Below are 22,309 nucleotides of genomic sequence, written 5' to 3' on the forward strand. Positions count from 1 at the left end.
CTTGTTCATGCTTAGTGAGCATTTACATTAACGCTAATTTAACCGAGGCAAACCGCTCGCCTTGGGCAATAACTATAAAATTAAGGGAACATCTATGTCATTTTTTAAATCACCATTAGCCATTGCTATTGGTGCTGCTGTGATTGGTTTGGCTCAGCCAGCCAGCGCTGATGATGCCGTGACAGCCACGCAAACAGAAGAGAAATCAACCAAAGGCTGGGATGTGCTCAACCCACCAGGTGAAAAGCAAACCATCACCATCGATACCAACGAAACCACATGGAGTAACTTAGATGTTAGTCCTGATGGTAAAAGCATCGTCTTTGATATGCTTGGCGACCTTTACATCATGCCAATTGGCGGTGGTAAAGCAACAGCCTTAACATCCGACATGGGCTGGAACATTCAACCTAAGTTTTCGCCTGATGGTAAACACATCGCATTTATCTCTGACCGCGCAGGTGGCGATAATCTGTGGGTGATGGACGTAGATGGCCAAAACCTACGTCAGGTGTCAAAAGAAGTGAATAATATTGTTCACAACCCTGCATGGTCGCCTGATGGTCAATACATTGCAGTTAAGCAAGGTCAAGTAACGGGGCGTACCATCCCAGGTGGCTCTATTCGTATGTATCACATCAGCGGTGGTAAAGGCGTGCTGGTCCGTGAGCGTCTACATGGTGCAAAATCGCAAAAGAACGTTGCAGAACCCGCTTTTTCTCACGATGGCAAGAAAATCTATTACTCCGTTGATGCGACCTCTGGCGTGCGCTGGGAATATAACAAAAACTCGCTCGATGCTGTTTTCGAAATTCGTAGTTGGGATTTAGCAACCGGTGAAGAAGAGACCGTGATTCGTGGTGCTGGCGGTGCTATTCGTCCAACCATCAGTCCTGATGGTAAATCTATTGCGTTTGTTAAACGCGAAGATAACGGCAATGAAATGATCGGTGCTTTATATATTAAAGATCTACACTCAGGCGTCGAAACTCGTGTTTATGCTGGCCTTGATCGCGACTTACAAGAAGCCAATGGTGCACATGGTAACACACCTTCTTTTGCTTACACGCCGGATGGTAAATCTCTCGTTTTTTGGGCGAAAGGGGTATTCAACCGCGTTAATATTGCATCGCACGAGGTCAACGTCATCCCTACTCGCGTTGTCGCTGAAAAACAAATCACACCGGCACTACGCTTTGCGGTAGATGTCGCGCCTGACACCTTTAAAGTCAAACTTGCACGCTGGTCTCAAATTTCTCCTGATGGTGAAACTGCACTATTCCAAGCGCTTGGCTACCTTTACGTAAAAGACATTGCGTCAGGCAAAGTAAAACGCCTCACTAAGCAAACCGACCACTTTGAGTTCTACCCAAGCTACTCTCGCGATGGCAAGTCTATTGTTTACACAACATGGAGTGATAAAGACTTAGGCGCAATACGTGTTGTATCTGCAAACGGTGGTAAAGGTAAAGTGATCACCCAAGAACCTGGTCACTATATCTCACCAAGCTTTTCACCAAATGGTAAAAACGTGCTATTTAAAAAGGTAACCGGTGGCTACTTGCTAAGCGGTGACTGGTCAATGCATCCAGGTATTTATCTAGTTAATGCTAACGGCGGTGAGGCAAAACGCATTATTAAAAGCGGTGACAATCCGCATTTTGGAGCAGACTCTGAGCGCATTTACTTCTCCACCATGAGTGATGAAACACATCGCGAACTGAAAAGTGTTAACCTCAATGGTCAAGAAGAACGTAGCCACTTCAAAGGTGATTACGTCTTTAACTTTAAAGTCTCTCCAAATGGTCAATACGTTGCGTTTATCGAGCATTTCAATACGTTTGTTGCACCTTTTACCAGTACAGGTAAAACCTTATCCATTAACAAGGGTGAGAAAGCTTTCCCAGTTAAGCAAGTATCAAAGTACTCTGGTGATTTCCTAAATTGGAAAGCGGACAGCAGCGCGCTAACTTGGGCATTTGGTCCCACACTTTATCAGCGCAAACTGACTGACACTTTCGCTTTCGTCGATGGTGCATCTGACAACACCGATGAGCTAACCGCTGAAGGCATCGACTTGAGTTTTGAGCAAAAAGCAGATAAGCCTGAAGGTATGATTGCGCTAGTTGGCGGTAAAGTAGTGACCATGCGTAACGCTGAGAACGAACAAGAAATCATCGACAATGGTGTGATCCTAATTAAAGAGAATCGCATCGTTGCAGCCGGTAAGCAAGGTGAACTAGACGCTCCTAGCACAGCAAAAGTGATGGATATTAGCGGTAAAACCGTGATCCCAGGCCTTATCGATGCCCACGCACATGGTAGTTACGGTAGCTATAACCTACAGCCACAGCAAAACTGGAATCAGTATTCTAATCTTAGCTTTGGTGTGACGACTATCCATGATCCATCAAATAACTCTGCCGAGGTATTTTCTATGGCAGAACTACAAAGAACGGGTTTAACGGTCGCGCCACGTACCTATTCTGTTGGACGTATTTTATATGCTGGCCACGCGCCGGGTTATAAAACACCAATCAGTAACCTTGAAGACGCAGAGTTCCACGTTAAACGCCTAAAAGACGCTGGCGCTATTTCAGTGAAGAGTTACAACCACCCTCGCCGTGAGACACGTCAGCAAGTATTGGAAGCGGCGAAGAACATGGAAATCATGGTTGTGCCTGAAGGTGGTTCAAAATTCCAACACAACATGAACATGATAGTCGATGGTCATACCGGTGTTGAACATGCCCTACCAATCCCGAATATTTACTCTGATATCGAACAAATGTGGGGACAAACAAATGTTGGCTTTACGCCAACTTTTGTTGTTGCCTATGGCGGTATCTCTGGCGAAGAATACTGGTATCAACACACTAATGTGTGGGAAAACGAGCGCTTAATGAGCTTCGTTCCTGAGTATGTGGTAAAGCCAAGATCAATTCGACCAAGCAAAGCACCTGAACGTCACTATAACCATATCAATGTCGCCAAAACCGCAAAACAGCTTCGCGATAAGGGTGTGACTGTGCACATTGGTGCTCACGGCCAGCGTGAAGGTCTAGCCGCACATTGGGAGTTATGGTCTATGGCACAAGGCGGCTTTACACCTTGGCAGGCGCTTCGCAGCGGTACAATCGACGGCGCAAGATATCTAGGTATGGACCGTGACCTTGGTACGATCGAACAAGGAAAACTCGCCGATCTTGCCATCATCGATGGTGATGTGCTGTCTAACATCCGTGATTCAGAGAAAGTTGCCTACACCGTGATCAATGGCCGTGTCTACGATGCGGCAACCATGAATGAAATCGGCAACTATGACAATAAACGTCAGCCTTTCTTCTTCGAAAATGGCGCGCAAACCCAAATGCATCCAGCAACTGCTGAGTATATGGAAGAAAAGGCCCATACCTATCATTGGAAACACTAATACGTAGCACGATTGAAGCGTGAAACGTTAAGTTTACAAGCCCGGCTATCTAGATAGCCGGGTTTTTTATTTTTTGTCTAGATCTTAATCAATACTGTTCTATGCTGTTATAGGTACTTCCATAGCAACAGGGAATTAGGTTATGTCTGGGTTTTCGCAATTTTTTAACTCTCTTAATTTAACTAAAAAGCTGATTTTTGCATTTCTAATCGTCGCGCTCGTGCCGTTGATAGTAATTATTTCCATCGCACTTAATACCGCATCGAATGCCATGACAGCGCAAGTATATTCACAACTTGGTGCCGTTAGTGAGATCAAAAAAAGCGCGGTTAATCGTTACTTTAAGACCGTTGAGGATAAACTCGATGCCTTTACGGCAAACCCATTACTTCCTGTGATTGCACAAGAGTTTATTACCAGCTTTCCTAGCGCTCAGGCCGATATTAACTATGCCAAATTATCTCGATTTTATGATGAAGTGTTCGTACCTAAATTCAATCAAGAAAACCCCGAAGATACGAGCACAGCAAGGCTCATTGGTAACATTTCAGAGTCTGGGCTTGCGCTGCAAGCACGTTACTTAGCAAGCAACCCCTACCCAGTTGGTGAAAAGTACAAATTTATTGAAACCGGTCACTTAGATAGTTATGACCTTGCTCACCGCAGTTACCATCCATATATGCTTAACATCGCCGACATTTATGAGTTTTACGATATCTTTATCATTGACCCAAGTAATGGAAATATTGTCTATTCTGTATTTAAAGAGGTTGATTTTGCTACGTCACTAGAATCAGGTCCTTATGCCAATAGTAATCTGGCTTCTCTTTATCGAGAACTGAAGGACTCAACGGTTCCGACAATCAGCGCTTTCGCAGACTACAAACAATACCTCCCCTCCTATAATGCCCCCGCTAGTTTTATTGCTAAACCTATCGTGGTGAATGGCCAAACCATTGCAATTGTAGCTGCACAGCTATCTATTGATGCCATCAATGCCATTATGACCGAGCGAGAAGGCTTAGGAGAAAGTGGTGAAACCTACCTAGTCGGCCCTGAGGGTCTGATGCGTTCAGACTCATTCTTAGATCCACAAAATCATTCCGTGGTGAATTCATTTCGATACCCTGAACGCGGCAAGGTAGCCACGCTTGCAGTCTCTCAAGCATTAAATAATCAATCTGGACAACAGGTTATTGAAGACTACAACGGCGAAGCCGTGTTGTCTGCCTATACATCGGTCGAAGTCTTTAATACCCGTTGGGCACTGCTTGCCGAAATTGACGAAGCGGAAGCATTTGCTTCTATCACCTCGCTCTCTCAATACCTGATGATTATTTTAGCGGTCACTATAGTGTTAGTACTGATAGTCGCCTACTGGTTCTCAAAAACGCTTACCAAACCTGTTCACGAGTTGGTAGAAACCATGAAATCAGTTGAGCAGGAAGGCAACTTTTCATTGCGAGCGCCCATTCGTAGTCATGATGAAATAGGCAACAGTGCACAGGCATTTAATTCACTACTGGATGCCTTACAGCTTTCTATTACAGAGGCTAATCGCGTCATGAATCAAATGGCCTCGGGCAAGTTTGACGACCGCATCAAAGTACCGTGCCGGGGCGAGCTAGAAACCCTAAAAGAAGCCACTAACCACTGTGCCAATACGTTAAGTCGAGCGATTTCTGAGCTGAATGAAATTTCGATTGATATGGCAAATGGTCGCTTCGATACCAAACTTAATGCCCCCATGTCAGGCGATTTAGAAAAGCTCAAAAATAATATTAACGATTCTTTGGCATCGATTAATTCGACTATGAACGGTATTGTTCATGTGATGACCAATATTGAGCAAGGTAACTTTAAGGAGCAAGTCACCGTACCCGCTAAAGGAAAACTAGCGCAGCTCAAAGATTCGGTAAATAATTCCGTACGCAGCCTTAGCAGTGCGATTGACGGTATCAGCACGATTATGTCTGCACTACGCCAAGGCGACTTTTCTGCGCAACTCGATGCTCCACTCGCAGGCCAATTAGATACCTTAAAACAAGATATCAACTCCAGCATGGCAAACCTAGACAGAGTAATGAAAGAAATAGGCACTGTGATGGCTGGCGTCAGCAACGGCGACTTTAAACAACAAGTGGACGTAGCTGCAACGGGTCAGCTCGCGCAACTTAAAGATAATATCAATGCTTCTGTGACCGCCGTTGATGTTGCTATCTCGGAAATCTCTACGGTGATGGCTATTAGCCATGGTCGATTTGACCGCACCATTCAATCTGCGATGTCTGGCCAGCTAGATAATCTCAAAGGTGACATTAACCGCTCGGTCGAGAACCTCAATCAAGTCATTGAAGAACTCGGCAGCGTAATGGCCGCAATGTCCGAAGGAGACTTTAGCCAAAAAATAGAGTTGCCACTACAAGGTCAACTGCAACAACTTAAAGAGAGTGTAAATGACTCGACCTTACAGGTCTCTGGGGCTATCTCCGAAGTCAGCAGTGTGTTGGCTAACATTGCTCAAGGTGACTTAAGTAATCAAGTAAAGGGTGAATATTTTGGCGTGTTTAAGTCTCTTCAGAATGACACCAATACCACAATTAAAAAACTCACCAGTGTAATCGAAGGGATCCAAGCCGCAGCAAATTATGTTGCTCAAAGTGCCGGTGAAATAGCGGCGAGTAACACCGAAATCAGCCAACGCACAGAAGAGCAAGCAGCAAACTTAGAAGAAGCCAGTGCCAGCACCGGCAATATGTTAGATGAACTCACTAAAGTTTCAAACCAATCTGGTGATGCCGTAGGACTAGCAACAAACGCAGAAAACATAGCCAAAGAAGGAGGCAGTTTATCTGCCCAAACCGTAGCTGCAATAATTGAAGTGAACAAAGCCAGTAAAGACATTAATGAGATTGTATCGGTGATTGATGGACTTGCGTTTCAAACCAACCTGTTGGCACTAAATGCTGCCGTTGAAGCGGCACGAGCGGGAGAAAATGGCCGTGGCTTTGCAGTCGTTGCAAACGAAGTACGAGAGCTGGCAGGGCGTAGCGCCGCTTCTGCAAAGCAAATCAAAGAAATTATCTCAAACAGTAATCAAAAGGTAGAGCAAGGTACTGAACTTGCCAATAGTTCCGGTGAAAAGCTGCAACAAATCGTTGGAGCCGTGAGCGATGTAAATAACAACATTATTAAAATCAATGAGTCGACTTCAATGCAACAACAAGCCATTAAAGAAGTGGATTTGGTGGTGCAAAGGCTAACGGATCTTATTCAAGAAAACTCTGCAATTACCGAAGAAACGATGGCAGCGGCGAGGCAAATGGCTGAGCAAGCCCATGAAATGCGCACCCAGTTGAGCTATTTCCGTTTATCAAAGAATGATTACAGCGCCACTGGCAGAGAAGGTGAATTGCTTGTGCATCAATATAATGCATCTTAGGGCCTGTTGAGTTTCGAGTTAGAGCATGCCCAACTAAGCTTTTTAGTTGGGTATGCTATGCATATACCAATGTGTATTATGCCAGCGTAAATTTATCCGCATCGAGATGAGCAGGAAATTTAGCTTTGTACTGCTGCAAGTCGCTCAGTTTTAGCTTTACGGTAATAACCTCAGCTTGGTTGTCTGCTGCCGAAACAATGCTATTACCATTGAAGTCAATCGCTTTAGTACCACCATTATGCGCAGTGCCATACCCATCTTCACCTACGCGATTTACCGCGAGCACAAAGCACTGATTCTCGATTGCACGAGCAGCCAGTAAAGTATCCCAATGATTTCGGCGTGCCGCTGGCCAGTTTGCAATATTAATCATAACCTCATAATCGTTCTGATTACGCTGAAATACAGGGAAACGCAAGTCATAGCAGATCTGCGGTAAGAATTTAATGCCCTTTAATTCGAACACTTCACGGTGCTCACCTGCAACGACAAAATCGCCCTCATTACCCAAACAGAATAAGTGTCTTTTGTCATAATGAAGTATCTTTCCATCCGGCTGGCACCACACCATACGGTTGGCCTTTTTATCTCCTTGCGGAACCAGTACGCTGCCCGCTACAACAGCCTGAAAGCGCTGAGCACATTGCTGTAAAAACTCGATGGCTGCATCAGCATAGCGCTCAGCATCCGGCTCTTTTACGGCGAAGCCGGTAGCAAATGTTTCTGGTAGCAAAATTAAATCGCTTGGCTCGACATTTTCTAGCAAACGTTCAATATGGGTAAAGTTGTCCTCAGGTGAAAGCCACTGGATATCTGTTTGAACAAGGGTAACGGTTAAAGTTGACATAAGCGTTTTGCAGCCTCTTCTAATGTCTGGTTTTCCTTAGCAAAGCATAATCGAATGACCTTGTCTTCAGGTGCTTGTTGGTAAAAAACGCTGAGTGGCACTGCCGCCACCCCTACCTCTTCCACCAGATAGCGACAAAAGGCAACATCATCAAGATCAGAAATTTCACTGTAATCCAAAAGCAAAAAATAAGTCCCTTCACTTGGTAATAGCGTAAATCGGCTTGACGCTAACGCCTTAACCAGAACATCGCGTTTTTGTTGATAAAATCCACTCAGCTCATCAACGTGCTCAGGGTGTTCAGCAAGCATATCAGCCAATGCAAGTTGTGCCGGAGTGAAGCTTGAGAACGTTACATACTGATGGATCTTTCTAAATTCAACAGTCATTTGCTTTGGCGCCACACAGTAACCCATTTTCCAGCCTGTACTATGAAAGGTTTTACCAAAGCTAGAGATCACAAACGCACGCTCAAACAATGCTGGATCAGTTAATGCGCTCAGATGGGGCAAACCATCAAAGGTAATATGTTCGTATACTTCATCACTGATCAATAACAAGTCATGCTGATTTAGCAGCTGTTTCAGTTGCTCTAAATCTAACGGCTTCAGCGTTTTAGCCGATGGGTTATGCGGTGTATTGATGATAATAGCACGGGTATTTGGGTTGATACTCGCTGCGACTTGTTGCCAATCAATTTGGTAATGCGGCGCAGTCAACGCAATATGCACGGCTTTCCCGCCAGCAAGTTCAATTGCAGGCTCATAAGAGTCGTAAGCCGGATCGAATACAATAACTTCGTCCCCTTCAGATACTATTGCCTGAATTGCCACGAAGAGTGCTTCCGTTGCACCCGAGGTCACCGTGATCTGTTCTTGTCCTGAAACCCTCACCTGATAACGACGTTCAATTAATGCCGCAACTTGTGCTTGCAAGCTCGGTACGCCGGCAGAAGGCGAATACTGGTTTTGACCTTCGCCAACATAGTGGCCAAGTTGCGATTTTAGGTAATCAGGCGCATCAAACTCCGGAAAGCCTTGCGATAAGTTGATCGCACCATGCTCGTTCGCTAATGCCGTCATTTGGCTAAATATACTAATTCCAACCTGAGGTAACTTACTTTTCACTGCAACACTCTCTTTCTTATGGTGCTAATCGTGAGTGGATGCTATCATTGCTCAAAATAGATGTATAGCCGTCCAAACGCATTTAATTTATAGGTGTTAACTATGCACACACAAGCCGCAAAACTCGCGCTTATCGACGCAGGAGCTTGGGTTGCTCAGCAAGGCTGGGTTCCCGCGACTGGTGGTAATTTCTCTATCAAAACAGACTCTGGCTTTGTTGTCACGGCCAGCGGCTTTGATAAAGGTAAATTAACACCAGAACAATTTCTGGAATTAGACGCCACAGGCACCATCATTGCCGGTAGTGGCAAGCCTTCAGCCGAAACTGCATTGCACCTAAAATTATATGAATTATGCGTGGGTGCACAGTGTATATTACACACGCATTCCGTTGCTGCGACTGTGTTATCGCGATTTATTCAAGGCGAGCAATTTCAGATCTGTGGTTATGAAATGCAAAAGTCACTGTCTGGCATTCAATCGCATGAAGAAACCTTATCCATTGCTATTTTTGATAACGATCAGGATATAGAGCGGCTAGCACAGCGCGTGGCGCAATCTCATCAAACTACACCGGTTATACACGGTGTATTGATCCGAGGTCACGGGTTATATGCAGTGGGCCGTACAGTGCAAGAAACTCGTCGTCATATTGAGGGCTTAGAGTTTTTATTTGCCTGCGAATTAGAGCGCATCAAATTGGAGGGGCGCCAATGATCAAAGCCATTTTAACAGATATTGAAGGGACAATTACCCGTATCTCATTTGTTAAAGAGATACTATTCCCGTATGCCGCTGCGCATTTACCGCAATTTATTCGCGACCATCAACATGACGCCGCCGTTGCCGAGCAAATTAGTGCTGTCAGAGCAGAATTGGATAATGATAGTGCTGATATTGATACCGTGATTGCCGCGCTACTTGAGTGGATCGCCGCTGATAAAAAAATCACGCCATTAAAACAGCTACAGGGTCTTGTTTGGCAGTTTGGCTATACAAACGGCGATTTTACTGGACATTTATATGAAGATGCCTACCAGTTTTTAACACAACAAAAAGCGGATGGTCGCAATCTCTACGTGTATTCGTCGGGTTCAGTGAAAGCGCAGCAGCTGCTTTTTGCCTACTCAGATTATGGTGATATTCGCCCGCTATTTAGCGACTACTTTGACACTAAAGTGGGTGCTAAGCAGGAAATTTCTGCGTATCAGAATATTATTGCAGCCCTACCGTACGAAGCAGAGCAAATCCTCTTTTTAAGCGATATTATTGCCGAGCTAGACGCAGCAAAGGCCGCTGGTATGCACACATTACAGCTGTTTAGAGATGCACAAGCAACATCACCTGAACATCCAGTTATATCAAGCTTTGAGCATTTTGATGAAGGGGCATTTTCATGAGTCAACTGACTATCTACCAAGTACAGAACCCAAGCCAGGCTTTGCAACAAGAGCAAGACGCAAACATCATCGCATCTTTGCTCGCAGAGCTAGGCGTACGCTTTGAACAATGGCAGGCTAACACCGATATCACAGCTGAAATGTCACAAGACGACATTATTAATGCCTACCAAAGCGATATTGAAAGATTAAAGGCGCAAGGCGGTTATCAAACTGTCGACGTGATTTCACTTGCAAAGGGCAACCCAAGTGCCTCAGAGTTGCGACAAAAATTTCTTTTTGAACATACTCATAGCGAAGATGAAGTGCGTTTTTTTGTTAAAGGACAAGGGCTATTCTGCTTACACTTAAACGATAAGGTTTACCAAGTTTTATGTCAGCAAGGTGACCTAATCTCAGTACCAGAAAATACGCCTCATTGGTTCGATATGGGTAGCGATCCAGAATTTACCGCCATTCGCCTATTCAATAATCAAGAGGGCTGGGTTGCGAAAAGCACGGACTCTGAAATTGCAAAGCAGTTCCCATTACTTGATTAATTCAAGTGTATAAGTACTTTCAGTGTTAACGAGGCACTGTGAGTACTTGCTTACTCATGTTTGGCTCACAACCTTCAACAAAATACACACCGATATGGTTATCACGATAAGCGTGATTATATTTACCGAAAAAATCTGCTTGAAACTTAAACCCAGCGTCGTCCAACTCAACCAAAAGCTTATCCACCACATCCCACGACATGGTCAGTGGTGAAAAAAGCAGAGTATTTGTGTGCATGCCGATTGGAATTTCGGCCTCAGAGGGCGATATAACTAAGCTATCTGTCGTATCGATAAACAATTGTTCAAACACCTGAGGGGGACAACTTGCAACTATATGGATGTAGGTTTTTTGCGGGTGAATAGAGTGGCAACTGCATAAGGCCAGTACAACCACACCAATAATGAACCATCCCTTCATTAGCGACTTTCCTTACTTCAAAATCCCCATCGTAGAACAGCATGTCCCTAAAAATAAAATGAAGATTTTGTGACTACTTCACGAAAAAAGCGGTAAGCAAAATGCATTTGCGCGCCAATAGTAGGCTATTAGCACGCAAGTTCAACGTGATTAGTACCAAGTCATTACCATAGAGGCGTTACTTACTTGAAATCAGATAAAATAGTTAATCTGATTAGATTTAATATCAGAGGGTACTAAAAAGTATACTGCAATATTCAGCAACAAAACTGCCGCTAATAAAACTTTAAATTACAAAGCTCAGGGTGACGCTCACCCTGCTCATTAATGCAAATTATAACTGCAGAGGTTCTTCTAGGAATGCGAGCACTTTCTTAAAGTATTTCAGACGATGTTCCGGTTTATAGAAACCATGCCCTTCATCTTCAAGTAAGTAATACTGATAAGGTTTATCAGCCTTTTTCAGTGCATTAATTAAAGATTCCGCTTGTTCAATTGGCGCTCTTTGGTCCTCACCACCATGTACGATAAGGACAGGAACCTTAAGCTTATCGACATTATAGCTTGGAGAAAATGCTTTTAACTGCTTCTCATCGGTACCAAGTACACGTTCTAAATATGCGATCCCAGAGCTACGCTGAGCAACATCACCTTCTTCAAACATCAGTGGTAAATCGTATACACCAACCACACCGACTGCGCATTGGAATAAGTCGGGTTCTAATATTGCGCTTTGCAATGCAGAATAACCACCAAAACTAGCCCCCATAATACAAATCCGCTTTTTATCGACGATACCTTTAGAGATTAAGTCACGGGTTCCATCGATGATGTCATATTGAATTTCCTTGCCCCACTTTTGGTAGCCAAGTACTTCAAATGCATCTCCATAACCACCGGATCCTCTAAAGTTAACTTGTAACACAGCCATTCCTCTGCTCGCAAGCATTTGTACTTCAGGGTCAAACTGCCAATAATCTCTTGGTCCATGAGGTCCACCATGAGGCATAACAATCAAGGGAAGGTTTTTCTTTTCTGCGTTTATTGGTGTTGTTAGATATCCATGAATAGTGAGTCCATCACGGCTTGTGAATTTAACAGGCTCCACTGTAGACATTTGATTTGGTTTAATCCAGTTTCTTGCAGACGCAAGATATTTCATCTTGTTGGCTTTGCTATCATAAAGGTAATAATCCCCTGGGTTGGTATCGCTGCTGGCGAATACAACCACTTGTCCACCATCTCTCGTGCTACTTACAATACGTATTTGATTTCCAGGGATCGAGGCTATCAGAGACTTTAGGCGTTGACTCCAATCAGCACTTTCATCAATAAATGCATAGGTAGGATATCCGGGGTATATTTCAATTGCGAAAGGGGATTTATCAATCGGATCTATCCATACTTTTGTTGGATCAACCACTTTATCTTGAAAAACATGAGTGAGTTTTTTGCTTTCTAAGCCTAATTTATAGAAGGCCATGGGCTCACCAGCCGTAGATGCTGAAAGATAAACTGACGTTCCAGTTTTATCGAATCCATGCATCCATAAATCAGCTAAGTTGTTTTCTAATGTGAGCTCTGCCCATTTTGAGTCTGCTTCTTCACGGATGAAAACTAATGAATTGCCATCATCATCCTCAGACACAACGGCGCGAACCTCTCCTTGGTGATCGGTCAAAAAGCGCCCCATTTTTCTTGGAGAATTTGTTACTTTGCGCCTGACACCAGTATGAACGTTAACCTCGTAAACTCTTGTGGTAGGCTCTTTCGAGCCTGTCCAAGGATAGGTCACAATCAGCATCTTGTCTTCGTCATTGACCAAAGGGTCAAGAATATAAGATGTACCATACAGCGGGGTAGCTTTGCGCAAACGAGACCCCGTTTGTCCCTCACCTTGGTAACCCACCAAATACTTACCACGGCTTCCATCTACATTTACGCCGAATAACTCGCCATGAAACTCAGGGTGATCTTTCCAACCTCTTATATATTCCTTTTCTAATACCACACGATCATCATTCACCCATTCATAGCGGCCGATTTGAGCATTGTCATTGAATCGCACGGCATGAATGAGTTTGAATTTATCAAGTTGTAAAAAAATTAATGTGTTTTTACCTTCTCTCTTTGTGATAAAGCTAAGATATTCTCCGTTAGGTGAAATCTTTACATCTGAGAACTCACTGCCTTTACTAAAAGACTCTAGTGGTATTTCCTCTTTAGCGAATGCCTTAGCAGCTAAGGCCAACAACATCAGAGCAATTAACTTCTTCATCCTGTTTTACTTTCTCCATTTATATCGAAGCACAAAATGGGTACAGTTTAAGAAGATTTTGGATTTACGAGTAGTTAAAATAATTACAAATGTTTAACTTTGTGAAAATACGCCTAGGGCAACCTCATCACCCGTAAACAACCCCGTATCCAACACCCATCCGGTGATCAAACTCGCTGGCGTAACATCAAATGCCGGGTTATATACCTCGGCATTGTTGGGTGCCCATTGGCAATCACCAAAACTACCACTGACACCTGTTACTTCGCTTTTGGCGCGTTGTTCAATTGGAATGGCTGCGCCATTTGGACAGCTGCTATCTAATGTTGTGATCGGGGCAACCACATAAAAAGGAATATTATGGAAATGGGCTAACACCGCGAGATTATAAGTGCCGACTTTATTCGCAAAATCACCGTTTGCCGCAATCCTATCTGCCCCTACAAAGATTTTATCGACTTTACCCGCCGCCATTAAACTCGCAGCCATATTGTCACAAATTAGCGTGTATGGGATTTGCCATGCATCTAGTTCAAACGCGGTAAGCCTACCACCTTGCAACAGTGGTCTAGTCTCATCAACCCAAACATGAATGTCACCATGTTGTTTTGCAGCATGGTGAATTACGCCAAGTGCGGTGCCTACACCTGCCGTTGCCAGCGCACCAGTATTGCAGTGAGTAAGAATGTTGTCTCCCGCATTCACAAGCTCCGCGCCTATGTTTGCCATACGGTCGCATAACGCAGTGTCTTCTTCAAATAACTGTTCAGCGGTTGTGATCACTTGTTGTTGCCAATCATTCGCTTGTAACGCTTCACGCAATCTCGCCATGCAGTGCATTAAATTCACCGCTGTAGGGCGCGTTGCTTCAAGTTCATCTATCGAGCGGGCAATTGTGTCTTTATCTTCTCCCTGTTCGGCAAGATAACCAATTAATAAACTTGCCGCTAAACCAATAAGCGGAGCGCCACGAACCTTAAGTGTCAGAATTAGTTCGCTCATCGTCGCAACGTCGCGGCATTCATGCCACACCTGTTGATGTGGCAGTAAGTATTGATCCAATACCTGTACCACGCCCGATTCGAATTTAAGACTACGTGCAATTAAGGCTTTCATGACACCCCGCTCTTTCAAAGTGTACTAATGATAATTTACATCAAGATCTAAAGAAGTATAGACATCTAAACATTTAAAAATATAGAATGCTAATAGCAAATATCCACAAGGTGCAGAAACATGTCGAGCTACATTGAATTTGATGCAGAAAAAGTTATTGATTACATTACTAATTTAGGAAGCTTCTTTGATAAAGATGCAACCTTATCTTGTTATGAGTTTGGTGATGGCAATCTGAATTTGGTTTTCCGCGTGCAAGATACGCAAGAAAATAGCATCATCGTCAAGCAAGCTTTGCCTTATGCTCGATGTGTGGGTGAGAGCTGGCCGCTTACATTAGACAGAGCCAGAATTGAAGCCAGTGTATTACAGCGCCATGGTGAGATCTGTCCAGATACCACAGCAAAAGTGTTGCACCATAATACGGAGTTAGCACTAACCGTGCTGGAAGATCTTGGTCATCTACGCATTTTACGCGGTGAATTAAACCAAGCGAACACCTTTGCAAGACTCAGCAAAGACGTCGCAAATTATCTAGCAAAAACCAGCTTTTACCACTCAAGCTTTTACTTAACACCGAGTGAAAAGAAAGCCCTAGTCACCGAGTTTACTAATCCCGAACTGTGCGCAATCACAGAAGATTTATTCTTTGACGACCCATACCGCGATGCTGAAAGAAACAACTTTCCTGCTGCATTGCAATCGTCTGTGGAAATGCTGAGAAAAAATAAGACGTTATTAGTTGAAGTGGCAAAACTCAAAGCCCAATTTCTCAATGCACCAGAAACCTTACTTCACGGTGATGTCCATACAGGCAGTATTTTCGTCGACACCGATCACACTAAGCTAATCGACCCAGAGTTTGGCTTTTTTGGCCCAATAGGCTTTGATTTAGGCTCATTTATCGGCAATTTATTGCTCAACTACTGTGCCCAACATGCTCGCATTAACGCTCTGCCAAAACGTCGAAATATGCAGGTGTATTTACTCGATAGTATCGCCACCACTCTATCGAGCTTCTATGTCACTTGGCTTGAACTGGCGAAAACACAAACACGCGACCTATCGTTGCAAACAGAAGGCTACGCGGAATACTTTCTCACTAAAGTATTGCAAGACGCAGTTGGTTATTGTGGGTGTGAATTGATCCGCCGCACCATTGGTCTCGCCCATGTTGCAGACATAGATGCGATTGAAGATGAAGACGCGCGCTTAGCGGTACAACAGCGAGCACTACACTTAGGTGAACAGCTCATCATTAATGCCAATAAATGCCGAACGACCGATGATGTGTATCAGCTAATTATTAGTTTTGTAAACTAAACTAGCTTAGGCTAATAAAATGATAAAAGCCCAAAGTCTCTGCTTTGGGCTTTTCTGTTAGATGGATAAACGCAATTACTTACGCGCTTGATTCATCGTGGTTTCAATATATTTGTCGATTTGCTCTTCAAGCACAAATAATGGCACAGAGCCATGACGTAAGATTTGATGGTGGAACTCACGGATATCAAACTGATCGCCCAGTGCTTTTTCTGCTTTGCGACGTAGCCGCTTAATGGTTAGTTCACCAATTTTGTATGACAGTGCTTGAGCTGGCCACGAAATATAACGATCAGTCTCCGTTTTAACATTATGTAAGGACAAGGCCGTGTTGTCTTTCATAAAGTTCATCGCTCGTTCGCGGCTCCACCCAAACATATGCATGCCAGTGTCTACAACCAAACGAGCCGCTCGCCACATCTCGTAGGTTAAACGACCAAAGTCACTGTAAGGGTCATGATAGAACCCCGCTTCGATACCCAAAAATTCAGAATATAACCCCCACCCTTCACCAAAAGCTGAAATGTATTCGTTGCGACGATATTCCGGTAGGTAATCAAGCTCGGCATTCAAGGAGATCTGCAAATGGTGACCAGGCACGGCCTCATGTAGAGTCAATGCTTCCAATACATATAACGGGCGCTTATCCAGCGCGTAGGTATTTACCCAATAATAACCTGCATCAGTATCACTGCGTGCCCCCGAATAACGCCCTGTCGTGTATTTAGGCGCAATGCTCGCAGGCACTGGGGCGACACCGTATGGCTTTCTTGGTAATGTATGGAATAGCTTAGGTAGCTGAGCATCCATCTTCTTTGCTATATATGCAGCTTCTTTAAGTAACGCTTCGGGGGTTTTAGCATAAAACTGTGGATCGGTTCTTAAGAACTGCACAAAGTCGGCAAAAGATCCCTTAAAGCCTACTTTTTTAATAATTTTTTCCATCTCCGCACGGATCCGAGCCACCTCTTTAAGACCAAGCTCGTGGATCTCCTTAGGCGTCATATTCGTGGTGGTATAGTATTTCGCTCGGTTCGCATAAAACGCTTCACCATTTGGTGTCGAAGAAATTCCAATTTCGGTCCTAGCCGCTGGACGATACTCGTTGACAAAGAAATTAAGGTAATCTTGATATGCTGCGATCACATCCCCTTTAATAATCTTTTTGGCACGTTGTTGCAGTGCTTTAAATTCGGCATCAGGCAAACCCGCTTGGTTTTGTGTAAACGGGCCATAGAACTCGGATTTTGTCACATCATCAACGATATAAGCTTCGATAGAACTTTCATAACCTTCAAGCACCGCTTTCGGCTGAGTCAGACCAACGGCCATGCCTTCTTTCATCCAGTCGATATTTTGCTTAAAATAGCGTGGAACCTGCTGCAAACGTGCCAAATATAGCTCGTAACCAGCACGTTTCTTAAAGTCATGACTCGAGATCATAAAAGACAGACCGGAATGAAAGCCGTATTCCGAGGTGAGCGGCATATAGTGGCTATGAAAACGATATTCATCGACGCTATTCTGCACTTGTGCACGCAAAATAGTGAGATTGATTTGATTTTCCTCACTCAGCGCTGAAGTGTCGATATTGTCGAGCTGAGCCAAGAACTGTAGACGCTGCTGATTTGTGGTCGCCAACTTTTCTGCACTGAGGTTTGGTAGTAGAAACTCTGCTTTTGTATCACTGCGACCATAGGCATTGTTATCACTTCTAAATTTCATAACGCTGCCAGCTATCTGAGTAAACTCAACGTTATTGTCACTTCCGGTAATAGCACAACCAGATAAAGCGACAGTTAAATAAACGGCGACGCTTGAACGCTTAGTCCACAGCTTTAATTTTGGTGATAACACGCTGACTTCCTCAATACTTTGTTGTTACTCAGTTCGCGGTAAAATAGCCAAAAAATAATGATTATCCATCGTTCTGAGCTTTTGTTATGGTGAAATGAACTTTCTGCTAGTCAAAGTAGGAGAGTCCCGTAACAGATGCAACTTAATTCGATAGAATCACGAATATCTCAGATCGAATACAATTTACCCAACCTAGTAAAAATTGATGAGAAAATCAGCAATTCAACAAAAAAATGTAAATTTTCTATTTCAAAGACAAATTTTTTACTTTTAAATTCGGACGATACAGATTAATGTAGGTCTAGTGCAATTAGGACAAGAGTTACACCGAAGGAGCTGGTGGTAGTTCATTAACGTTTGATAATTAATTGTTGTGGTAAATGAAATGATGTTCCATGATCCCATGGCTGTTGCCCAAGAAAAAATGACACAGGTGTGCCTGTTTTTAGAGCAACATCATTTGCCGCCCACGCCTTTAAATTATCAGGTTGCTTATACCCATATTAGCGCCACGAACAAAGATCTTGACTGTGCCATCAACAAAGCCATCAAAGCGCACACAAAAATAGACTGCGTATTCATTGAACAACTCTACTACCAATTTTTAGATCAAGGTCAAAAAACACAATCTGAATTACTTGAAGGCGTTGATTCTTTGGTGACTGAATTACACGAAAATGCAGAAACCTCACAAAAGCAGGTTATTCGCTTTGCCCAACAAGTCAGTCAATGTGTGCATAATTTAGATGAACACAACATTCAAAAGAGTAAGCGCGCACTATCAACACTCACCAAACAAACTGAGCTATTGCTAAAACAGCACAAACAATTTAAACAAGCGTTAATAAAATCGCGTTTAGATTATGAACGTAATCAAAAGTTACTACTCGACTTGCGTAAACAACACTTATTAGACCCACAAACGGGTCTTTATAAGCGTCACTATCTTCATCAAAAAGTGTCCCTATGGCAATCGCAGCAAAAATCTGTCTGCGCGCTTTCTATCCAAGTTGATAACCTTGACGAGTTTTCAACGCGGTTTGGTGATGTTGTGGGTGAAGTTGTGCTTAATCGTATCGCCAATAATATCAAACGTTATGTCGTTGAAAGTGGCTTACCTGGTCGCACAGGTAAAAAAGAATTCACGGTTATCCTTGCCGATGTAGACTTAGATACCGCGAGTGTTATCGCGGAAAAAGTGCGTAAAGGTGTTGAGCGATTAAAGTTTGTCAGCGCGAAAGGGAAAATTCCATTACCTAATGTGTCTCTGGCTCTTGGGATAGCCCAACTTGCACCAGAGCAAGACTTTAATGTGTTGGCAAAACGCGCAGGTTACGCTGCGCAGAAGGCACATTCTCTCGGCCAACACTGTTATATTAGCCACTGATCCGCAATATCCTCTTTTGTTTGCATTTTCAACAATACAACACGGATAAAAAATTGCACCTACGGCTACCAATCAAGTACACTAGCAAGCATAGTTGCAGAGTAATGATGGAACCCACATGAAAGAGTCACAAGACAATACTACCCACTTTGGATACAAAACAGTCGAGACCGACAAAAAAGCCTCTATGGTTGCAGACGTATTTCATTCTGTAGCTGCAAAATACGACATCATGAATGATCTGATGTCATTCGGTATCCATCGTTTGTGGAAGCGTCAAACTATTGCCTGCTCAGGTGTACGCGCTGGTCACAAAGTACTTGATCTTGCTGGCGGTACGGGTGATTTAACCGCAAGATTTAGCGAATTAGTTGGTGATAAAGGACAAGTTGTTTTAGGTGATATTAACGACTCAATGCTTAAAGTAGGCCGCGAAAAATTACGCGACTCGGGACTTGTTGGCAATATTGAATACGTTCAAATGAACGCAGAAATGCTGCCATTTGACGATAATACTTTTGATGTCATCACTATTGCCTTTGGTTTACGCAACGTAACAGATAAAGATAAAGCGTTGCGCTCAATGTACAGAGTGCTAAAACCAGGTGGACGTTTACTGGTACTTGAATTTTCAAAGACAGATAACGAGGCGCTGGCAAAGCTGTATGATATGTATTCATTTACACTATTACCTGCAATGGGCAAATTAGTTGCAAATGACAGTGAGTCTTATCGCTATCTTGCAGAATCTATCCGCATGCACCCAGATCAAGAAACGCTAAAATCCATGATGGATGAAGCCGGTTTTGAACAAACTGACTACCAGAATATGACCGGAGGCATTGTCGCCCTTCATCGCGGCTTTAAATTCTAGGAGTTGCTGTGTTAGCTTCATTACTTGGCGCCGTACTTGAGACGGCTTTAAACAAAGGCCTTAAACTCTCACCTGAGCTAAAGCATGTGCTAAGTAAAGGCCAACACAAAGTGATCAGTGTTGATATTCGCGATCAAAATACTTGTTTAGCTGTGACTTACACAGGCATTAACATTCACGTTCTATGCCCTTTTGATGGCAAAGCCGATTGTTCTATTAGTGCCGATTTACCAACCTTGCTTGAGCTCAAAGATCCAAGCCAACTCACTGCGCTTATCCGTCAAGATAAGCTCGATCTTGAAGGGGATTTGGCGCTAGCACAACTATATATTAATGCATTAGCAACACTTGATATTGATTGGGCGGAACACCTCGCCAAATATGTCGGTGATGGGCCCGCACAAATTGCCGTAGATACCTTTCATAAGTTAGCGCATCGCGCAAAGCAAGATGGACAGGTAGCCAAGGCAACCCTAACAGGGTTATTTCAAGATGAGTTGAAGGTTGCGCCTCACCCGCTCGAGTTTCAACAGTTTAAGCAGCAAGTGAGAACATTAAACAATCAGGTCGAAAGCTTAAATCAACGCCTCAGCGTATTACTTCAGCAAAACAAAGGAAATTAGGTTGTCTTTACTTCGCTTGCATCAGATCACCAAAACATTTTTAACCTATGGTTTAGACGAAATCGTCCCTGCGCATAAGCAACCTTGGTACGGTAAACTCGCTCGAGCGAGTTTGTTTTGGCTGCGCAACAAACATAAAGACAAACCAGTAGGCACACGCCTACGTTTGGCACTACAAACTTTGGGGCCAGTGTGGATCAAGTTTGGCCAGATGCTTTCGACCCGTCGAGATTTACTACCACCAGATATTGCTGAAGAACTTGCATTTCTGCAGGATCAAGTTCAACCATTTGACCCCGCGATGGCACAAAAGCTCATTGAGCAAGCGCTAGAAATCGACAATATTCATGAATACTTCGCTGAATTTGAATCAAAACCGCTGGCTTCAGCCTCGATAGCGCAAGTACATGCAGCCAAGCTACAACACAAAGATGAGTTAAAAGATGTCGTGATCAAAGTTATTCGTCCCGATATCGAGAAACAAATCCATGCCGACCTCTCTTTAATGGAGCGTTTCGCTAAAATCGTTGTCAATTTACTCAGCGAAGGAAAACGTCTGCGCCCGGTGGAAGTTGTTAGGGAATACAAAAAAACCTTACTCGACGAGCTAGACTTGATGCGAGAAGGCGCGAACGCAATTCAACTCAGACGCAATTTTGAAGACTCAGATTCACTGTATATCCCTGAGGTATATAGTGATTATTCACGTAAAAACGTGCTGGTGATGGAACGCATCTACGGTATTCCGGTTTCAGACACCGAAGCCTTGTTAGCACAAGGCACCAATATGAAATTGCTGGCCGAGCGCGGCGTGGAAGTCTTTTTCACACAGGTATTCCGTGACAGTTTTTTCCATGCAGATATGCACCCTGGCAATATTTTTGTCTCTCGTGAAAATCCTCATAATCCTAAGTATATTGGTATAGATTGCGGCATAGTCGGCACCTTAAACCGTGAAGATAAACGCTATTTGGCCGAAAACTTTATCGCCTTTTTTAATCGTGATTATCGTCAGGTGGCACAGCTTCATGTGGATTCTGGGTGGGTTCCGGCAGATACCTGCGTAGAAGAGTTTGAGTTTGCCATTCGCACTGTATGCGAGCCCATTTTTAACAAACCGCTTGCAGAAATCTCTTTTGGTCATGTACTAGTAAATTTGTTTAATACAGCAAGACGGTTCAATATGGAAGTACAACCACAGCTAGTATTATTGCAAAAAACCCTGCTGTATGTAGAAGGCCTAGGGCGCCAGCTTTATCCGCAGTTAGACCTGTGGAAAACGGCCAAACCTTTTTTAGAGCATTGGGTGCAAGAGCAAGTTGGACCTCTCGCGGTGGCGAAAAAGCTATATGCAAACTTACCATTTTGGGCTGAAAAAATGCCTGAACTGCCAGATTTGATTTACCAAAATCTCAAGCGCCGCCCCCCTCCAACTGTCACACAAAAAGCAGATACTGCGACTAAGCCGCTATTATTAGGCTTAGCAGCGAGCAGTTTTGCAATTATATCGGGATTGAGCTTTATTTTTGACAAGCCTGTCGCAAGTAGCCTACTTGCGATTATTGCCGTGCTAGTATTTATTGGCGCATGGCGTAAAACAGGGTGATTTTTTGCTCGCTAGGCGTATAATCATTATTCATAA

Annotated in this window: 16 protein-coding genes; 10 read left to right on the plus strand and 6 right to left on the minus strand. The window is 43.6% G+C overall.

Annotation, left to right across the window (positions count from 1 at the left end; translation table 11 throughout):
* Positions 1 to 94 precede the first annotated feature (94 nt).
* Both PPIS_RS14060 and PPIS_RS14065 read left to right on the plus strand, forming a co-directional pair.
* A complete protein-coding gene (locus PPIS_RS14060; protein WP_010376440.1) occupies positions 95 to 3,433 on the plus strand; it encodes an amidohydrolase family protein in 3,339 nt (1,112 codons plus the stop codon).
* Between the two features lie 142 nt (positions 3,434 to 3,575).
* Entirely contained in the window at positions 3,576 to 6,875 is a 3,300-nt protein-coding gene (locus tag PPIS_RS14065; protein WP_010376442.1) for a methyl-accepting chemotaxis protein, read from the plus strand.
* 76 nt (positions 6,876 to 6,951) lie between these two features.
* Here the strand turns inward: PPIS_RS14065 and PPIS_RS14070 are convergent, their stop codons facing one another.
* Together PPIS_RS14070 and PPIS_RS14075 are read right to left on the minus strand one after the other, a co-directional pair.
* A complete protein-coding gene (locus PPIS_RS14070; protein WP_010376444.1) occupies positions 6,952 to 7,722 on the minus strand; it encodes an amidohydrolase in 771 nt (256 codons plus the stop codon).
* Positions 7,710 to 8,849: a methionine aminotransferase gene (locus tag PPIS_RS14075; RefSeq protein ID WP_010376446.1), complete on the minus strand. Its 1,140-nt coding sequence runs from the start codon at positions 8,847 to 8,849 to the stop codon at positions 7,710 to 7,712. Before PPIS_RS14075 ends, PPIS_RS14070 begins: the two co-directional genes overlap by 13 nt.
* Before the next feature lie 102 nt (positions 8,850 to 8,951).
* On the opposite strand from PPIS_RS14075, the gene PPIS_RS14080 reads away from it, so the two are divergent.
* From PPIS_RS14080 to PPIS_RS14090, 3 genes are read left to right on the plus strand one after another with little or no spacing between them, the layout of a single operon-like run.
* Positions 8,952 to 9,566: a methylthioribulose 1-phosphate dehydratase gene (locus tag PPIS_RS14080; RefSeq protein WP_010376449.1), complete on the plus strand. Its 615-nt coding sequence runs from the start codon at positions 8,952 to 8,954 to the stop codon at positions 9,564 to 9,566.
* Positions 9,563 to 10,249: an acireductone synthase gene (mtnC, locus tag PPIS_RS14085; RefSeq protein WP_010376451.1), complete on the plus strand. Its 687-nt coding sequence runs from the start codon at positions 9,563 to 9,565 to the stop codon at positions 10,247 to 10,249. Before PPIS_RS14080 ends, mtnC begins: the two co-directional genes overlap by 4 nt.
* A complete protein-coding gene (locus tag PPIS_RS14090; protein ID WP_010376454.1) occupies positions 10,246 to 10,788 on the plus strand; it encodes a 1,2-dihydroxy-3-keto-5-methylthiopentene dioxygenase in 543 nt (180 codons plus the stop codon). Before mtnC ends, PPIS_RS14090 begins: the two co-directional genes overlap by 4 nt.
* A 25-nt stretch (positions 10,789 to 10,813) precedes the next feature.
* Here PPIS_RS14090 and PPIS_RS14095 read toward each other — a convergent pair whose 3' ends face one another.
* The 3 genes from PPIS_RS14095 to mtnA form a co-directional block, all read right to left on the minus strand.
* Entirely contained in the window at positions 10,814 to 11,209 is a 396-nt protein-coding gene (locus PPIS_RS14095; RefSeq protein ID WP_010376457.1) for a hypothetical protein, read from the minus strand.
* A 334-nt stretch (positions 11,210 to 11,543) separates the two neighbouring features.
* Positions 11,544 to 13,487, minus strand: a complete 1,944-nt coding sequence (locus PPIS_RS14100) for an alpha/beta hydrolase family protein (RefSeq protein WP_010376460.1) — start codon at positions 13,485 to 13,487, stop codon at positions 11,544 to 11,546.
* 93 nt (positions 13,488 to 13,580) lie between these two features.
* A complete protein-coding gene (gene mtnA / locus PPIS_RS14105; RefSeq protein ID WP_010376461.1) occupies positions 13,581 to 14,603 on the minus strand; it encodes an S-methyl-5-thioribose-1-phosphate isomerase in 1,023 nt (340 codons plus the stop codon).
* Positions 14,604 to 14,723: 120 nt separating this feature from the next.
* Here mtnA and mtnK point away from each other — a divergent pair, with 120 nt between their 5' ends.
* Positions 14,724 to 15,926, plus strand: coding sequence for an S-methyl-5-thioribose kinase (gene mtnK / locus PPIS_RS14110; protein ID WP_010376462.1), 1,203 nt, complete (start codon positions 14,724 to 14,726; stop codon positions 15,924 to 15,926).
* 75 nt (positions 15,927 to 16,001) lie between these two features.
* On the opposite strand, the gene PPIS_RS14115 is transcribed toward mtnK, so the two are convergent.
* Positions 16,002 to 17,783 carry a DUF885 domain-containing protein gene (locus PPIS_RS14115; RefSeq protein ID WP_010376463.1) on the minus strand — a complete coding sequence of 594 codons (1,782 nt, stop codon included), beginning with the start codon at positions 17,781 to 17,783 and terminating at the stop codon, positions 16,002 to 16,004.
* Positions 17,784 to 18,168: 385 nt separating this feature from the next.
* Here PPIS_RS14115 and PPIS_RS14120 point away from each other — a divergent pair, with 385 nt between their 5' ends.
* From PPIS_RS14120 to ubiB, 4 genes are all read left to right on the plus strand, one after another.
* The gene (locus tag PPIS_RS14120; protein WP_010376464.1) at positions 18,169 to 19,170 is read left to right on the plus strand and encodes a GGDEF domain-containing protein; all 1,002 of its coding nucleotides are present in this window, start codon (positions 18,169 to 18,171) and stop codon (positions 19,168 to 19,170) included.
* Positions 19,171 to 19,288: 118 nt separating this feature from the next.
* The gene (gene ubiE, locus PPIS_RS14125; protein WP_010376465.1) at positions 19,289 to 20,044 is read left to right on the plus strand and encodes a bifunctional demethylmenaquinone methyltransferase/2-methoxy-6-polyprenyl-1,4-benzoquinol methylase UbiE; all 756 of its coding nucleotides are present in this window, start codon (positions 19,289 to 19,291) and stop codon (positions 20,042 to 20,044) included.
* 8 nt (positions 20,045 to 20,052) lie between these two features.
* Entirely contained in the window at positions 20,053 to 20,667 is a 615-nt protein-coding gene (locus PPIS_RS14130) for a ubiquinone biosynthesis accessory factor UbiJ (protein ID WP_010376466.1), read from the plus strand.
* Position 20,668: 1 nt separating this feature from the next.
* A complete protein-coding gene (gene ubiB, locus PPIS_RS14135) occupies positions 20,669 to 22,273 on the plus strand; it encodes a ubiquinone biosynthesis regulatory protein kinase UbiB (protein WP_010376468.1) in 1,605 nt (534 codons plus the stop codon).
* The last annotated feature ends 36 nt before the right edge of the window (positions 22,274 to 22,309 follow it).

Source organism: Pseudoalteromonas piscicida, from assembly GCF_000238315.3.
Classification (GTDB): domain Bacteria; phylum Pseudomonadota; class Gammaproteobacteria; order Enterobacterales; family Alteromonadaceae; genus Pseudoalteromonas; species Pseudoalteromonas piscicida.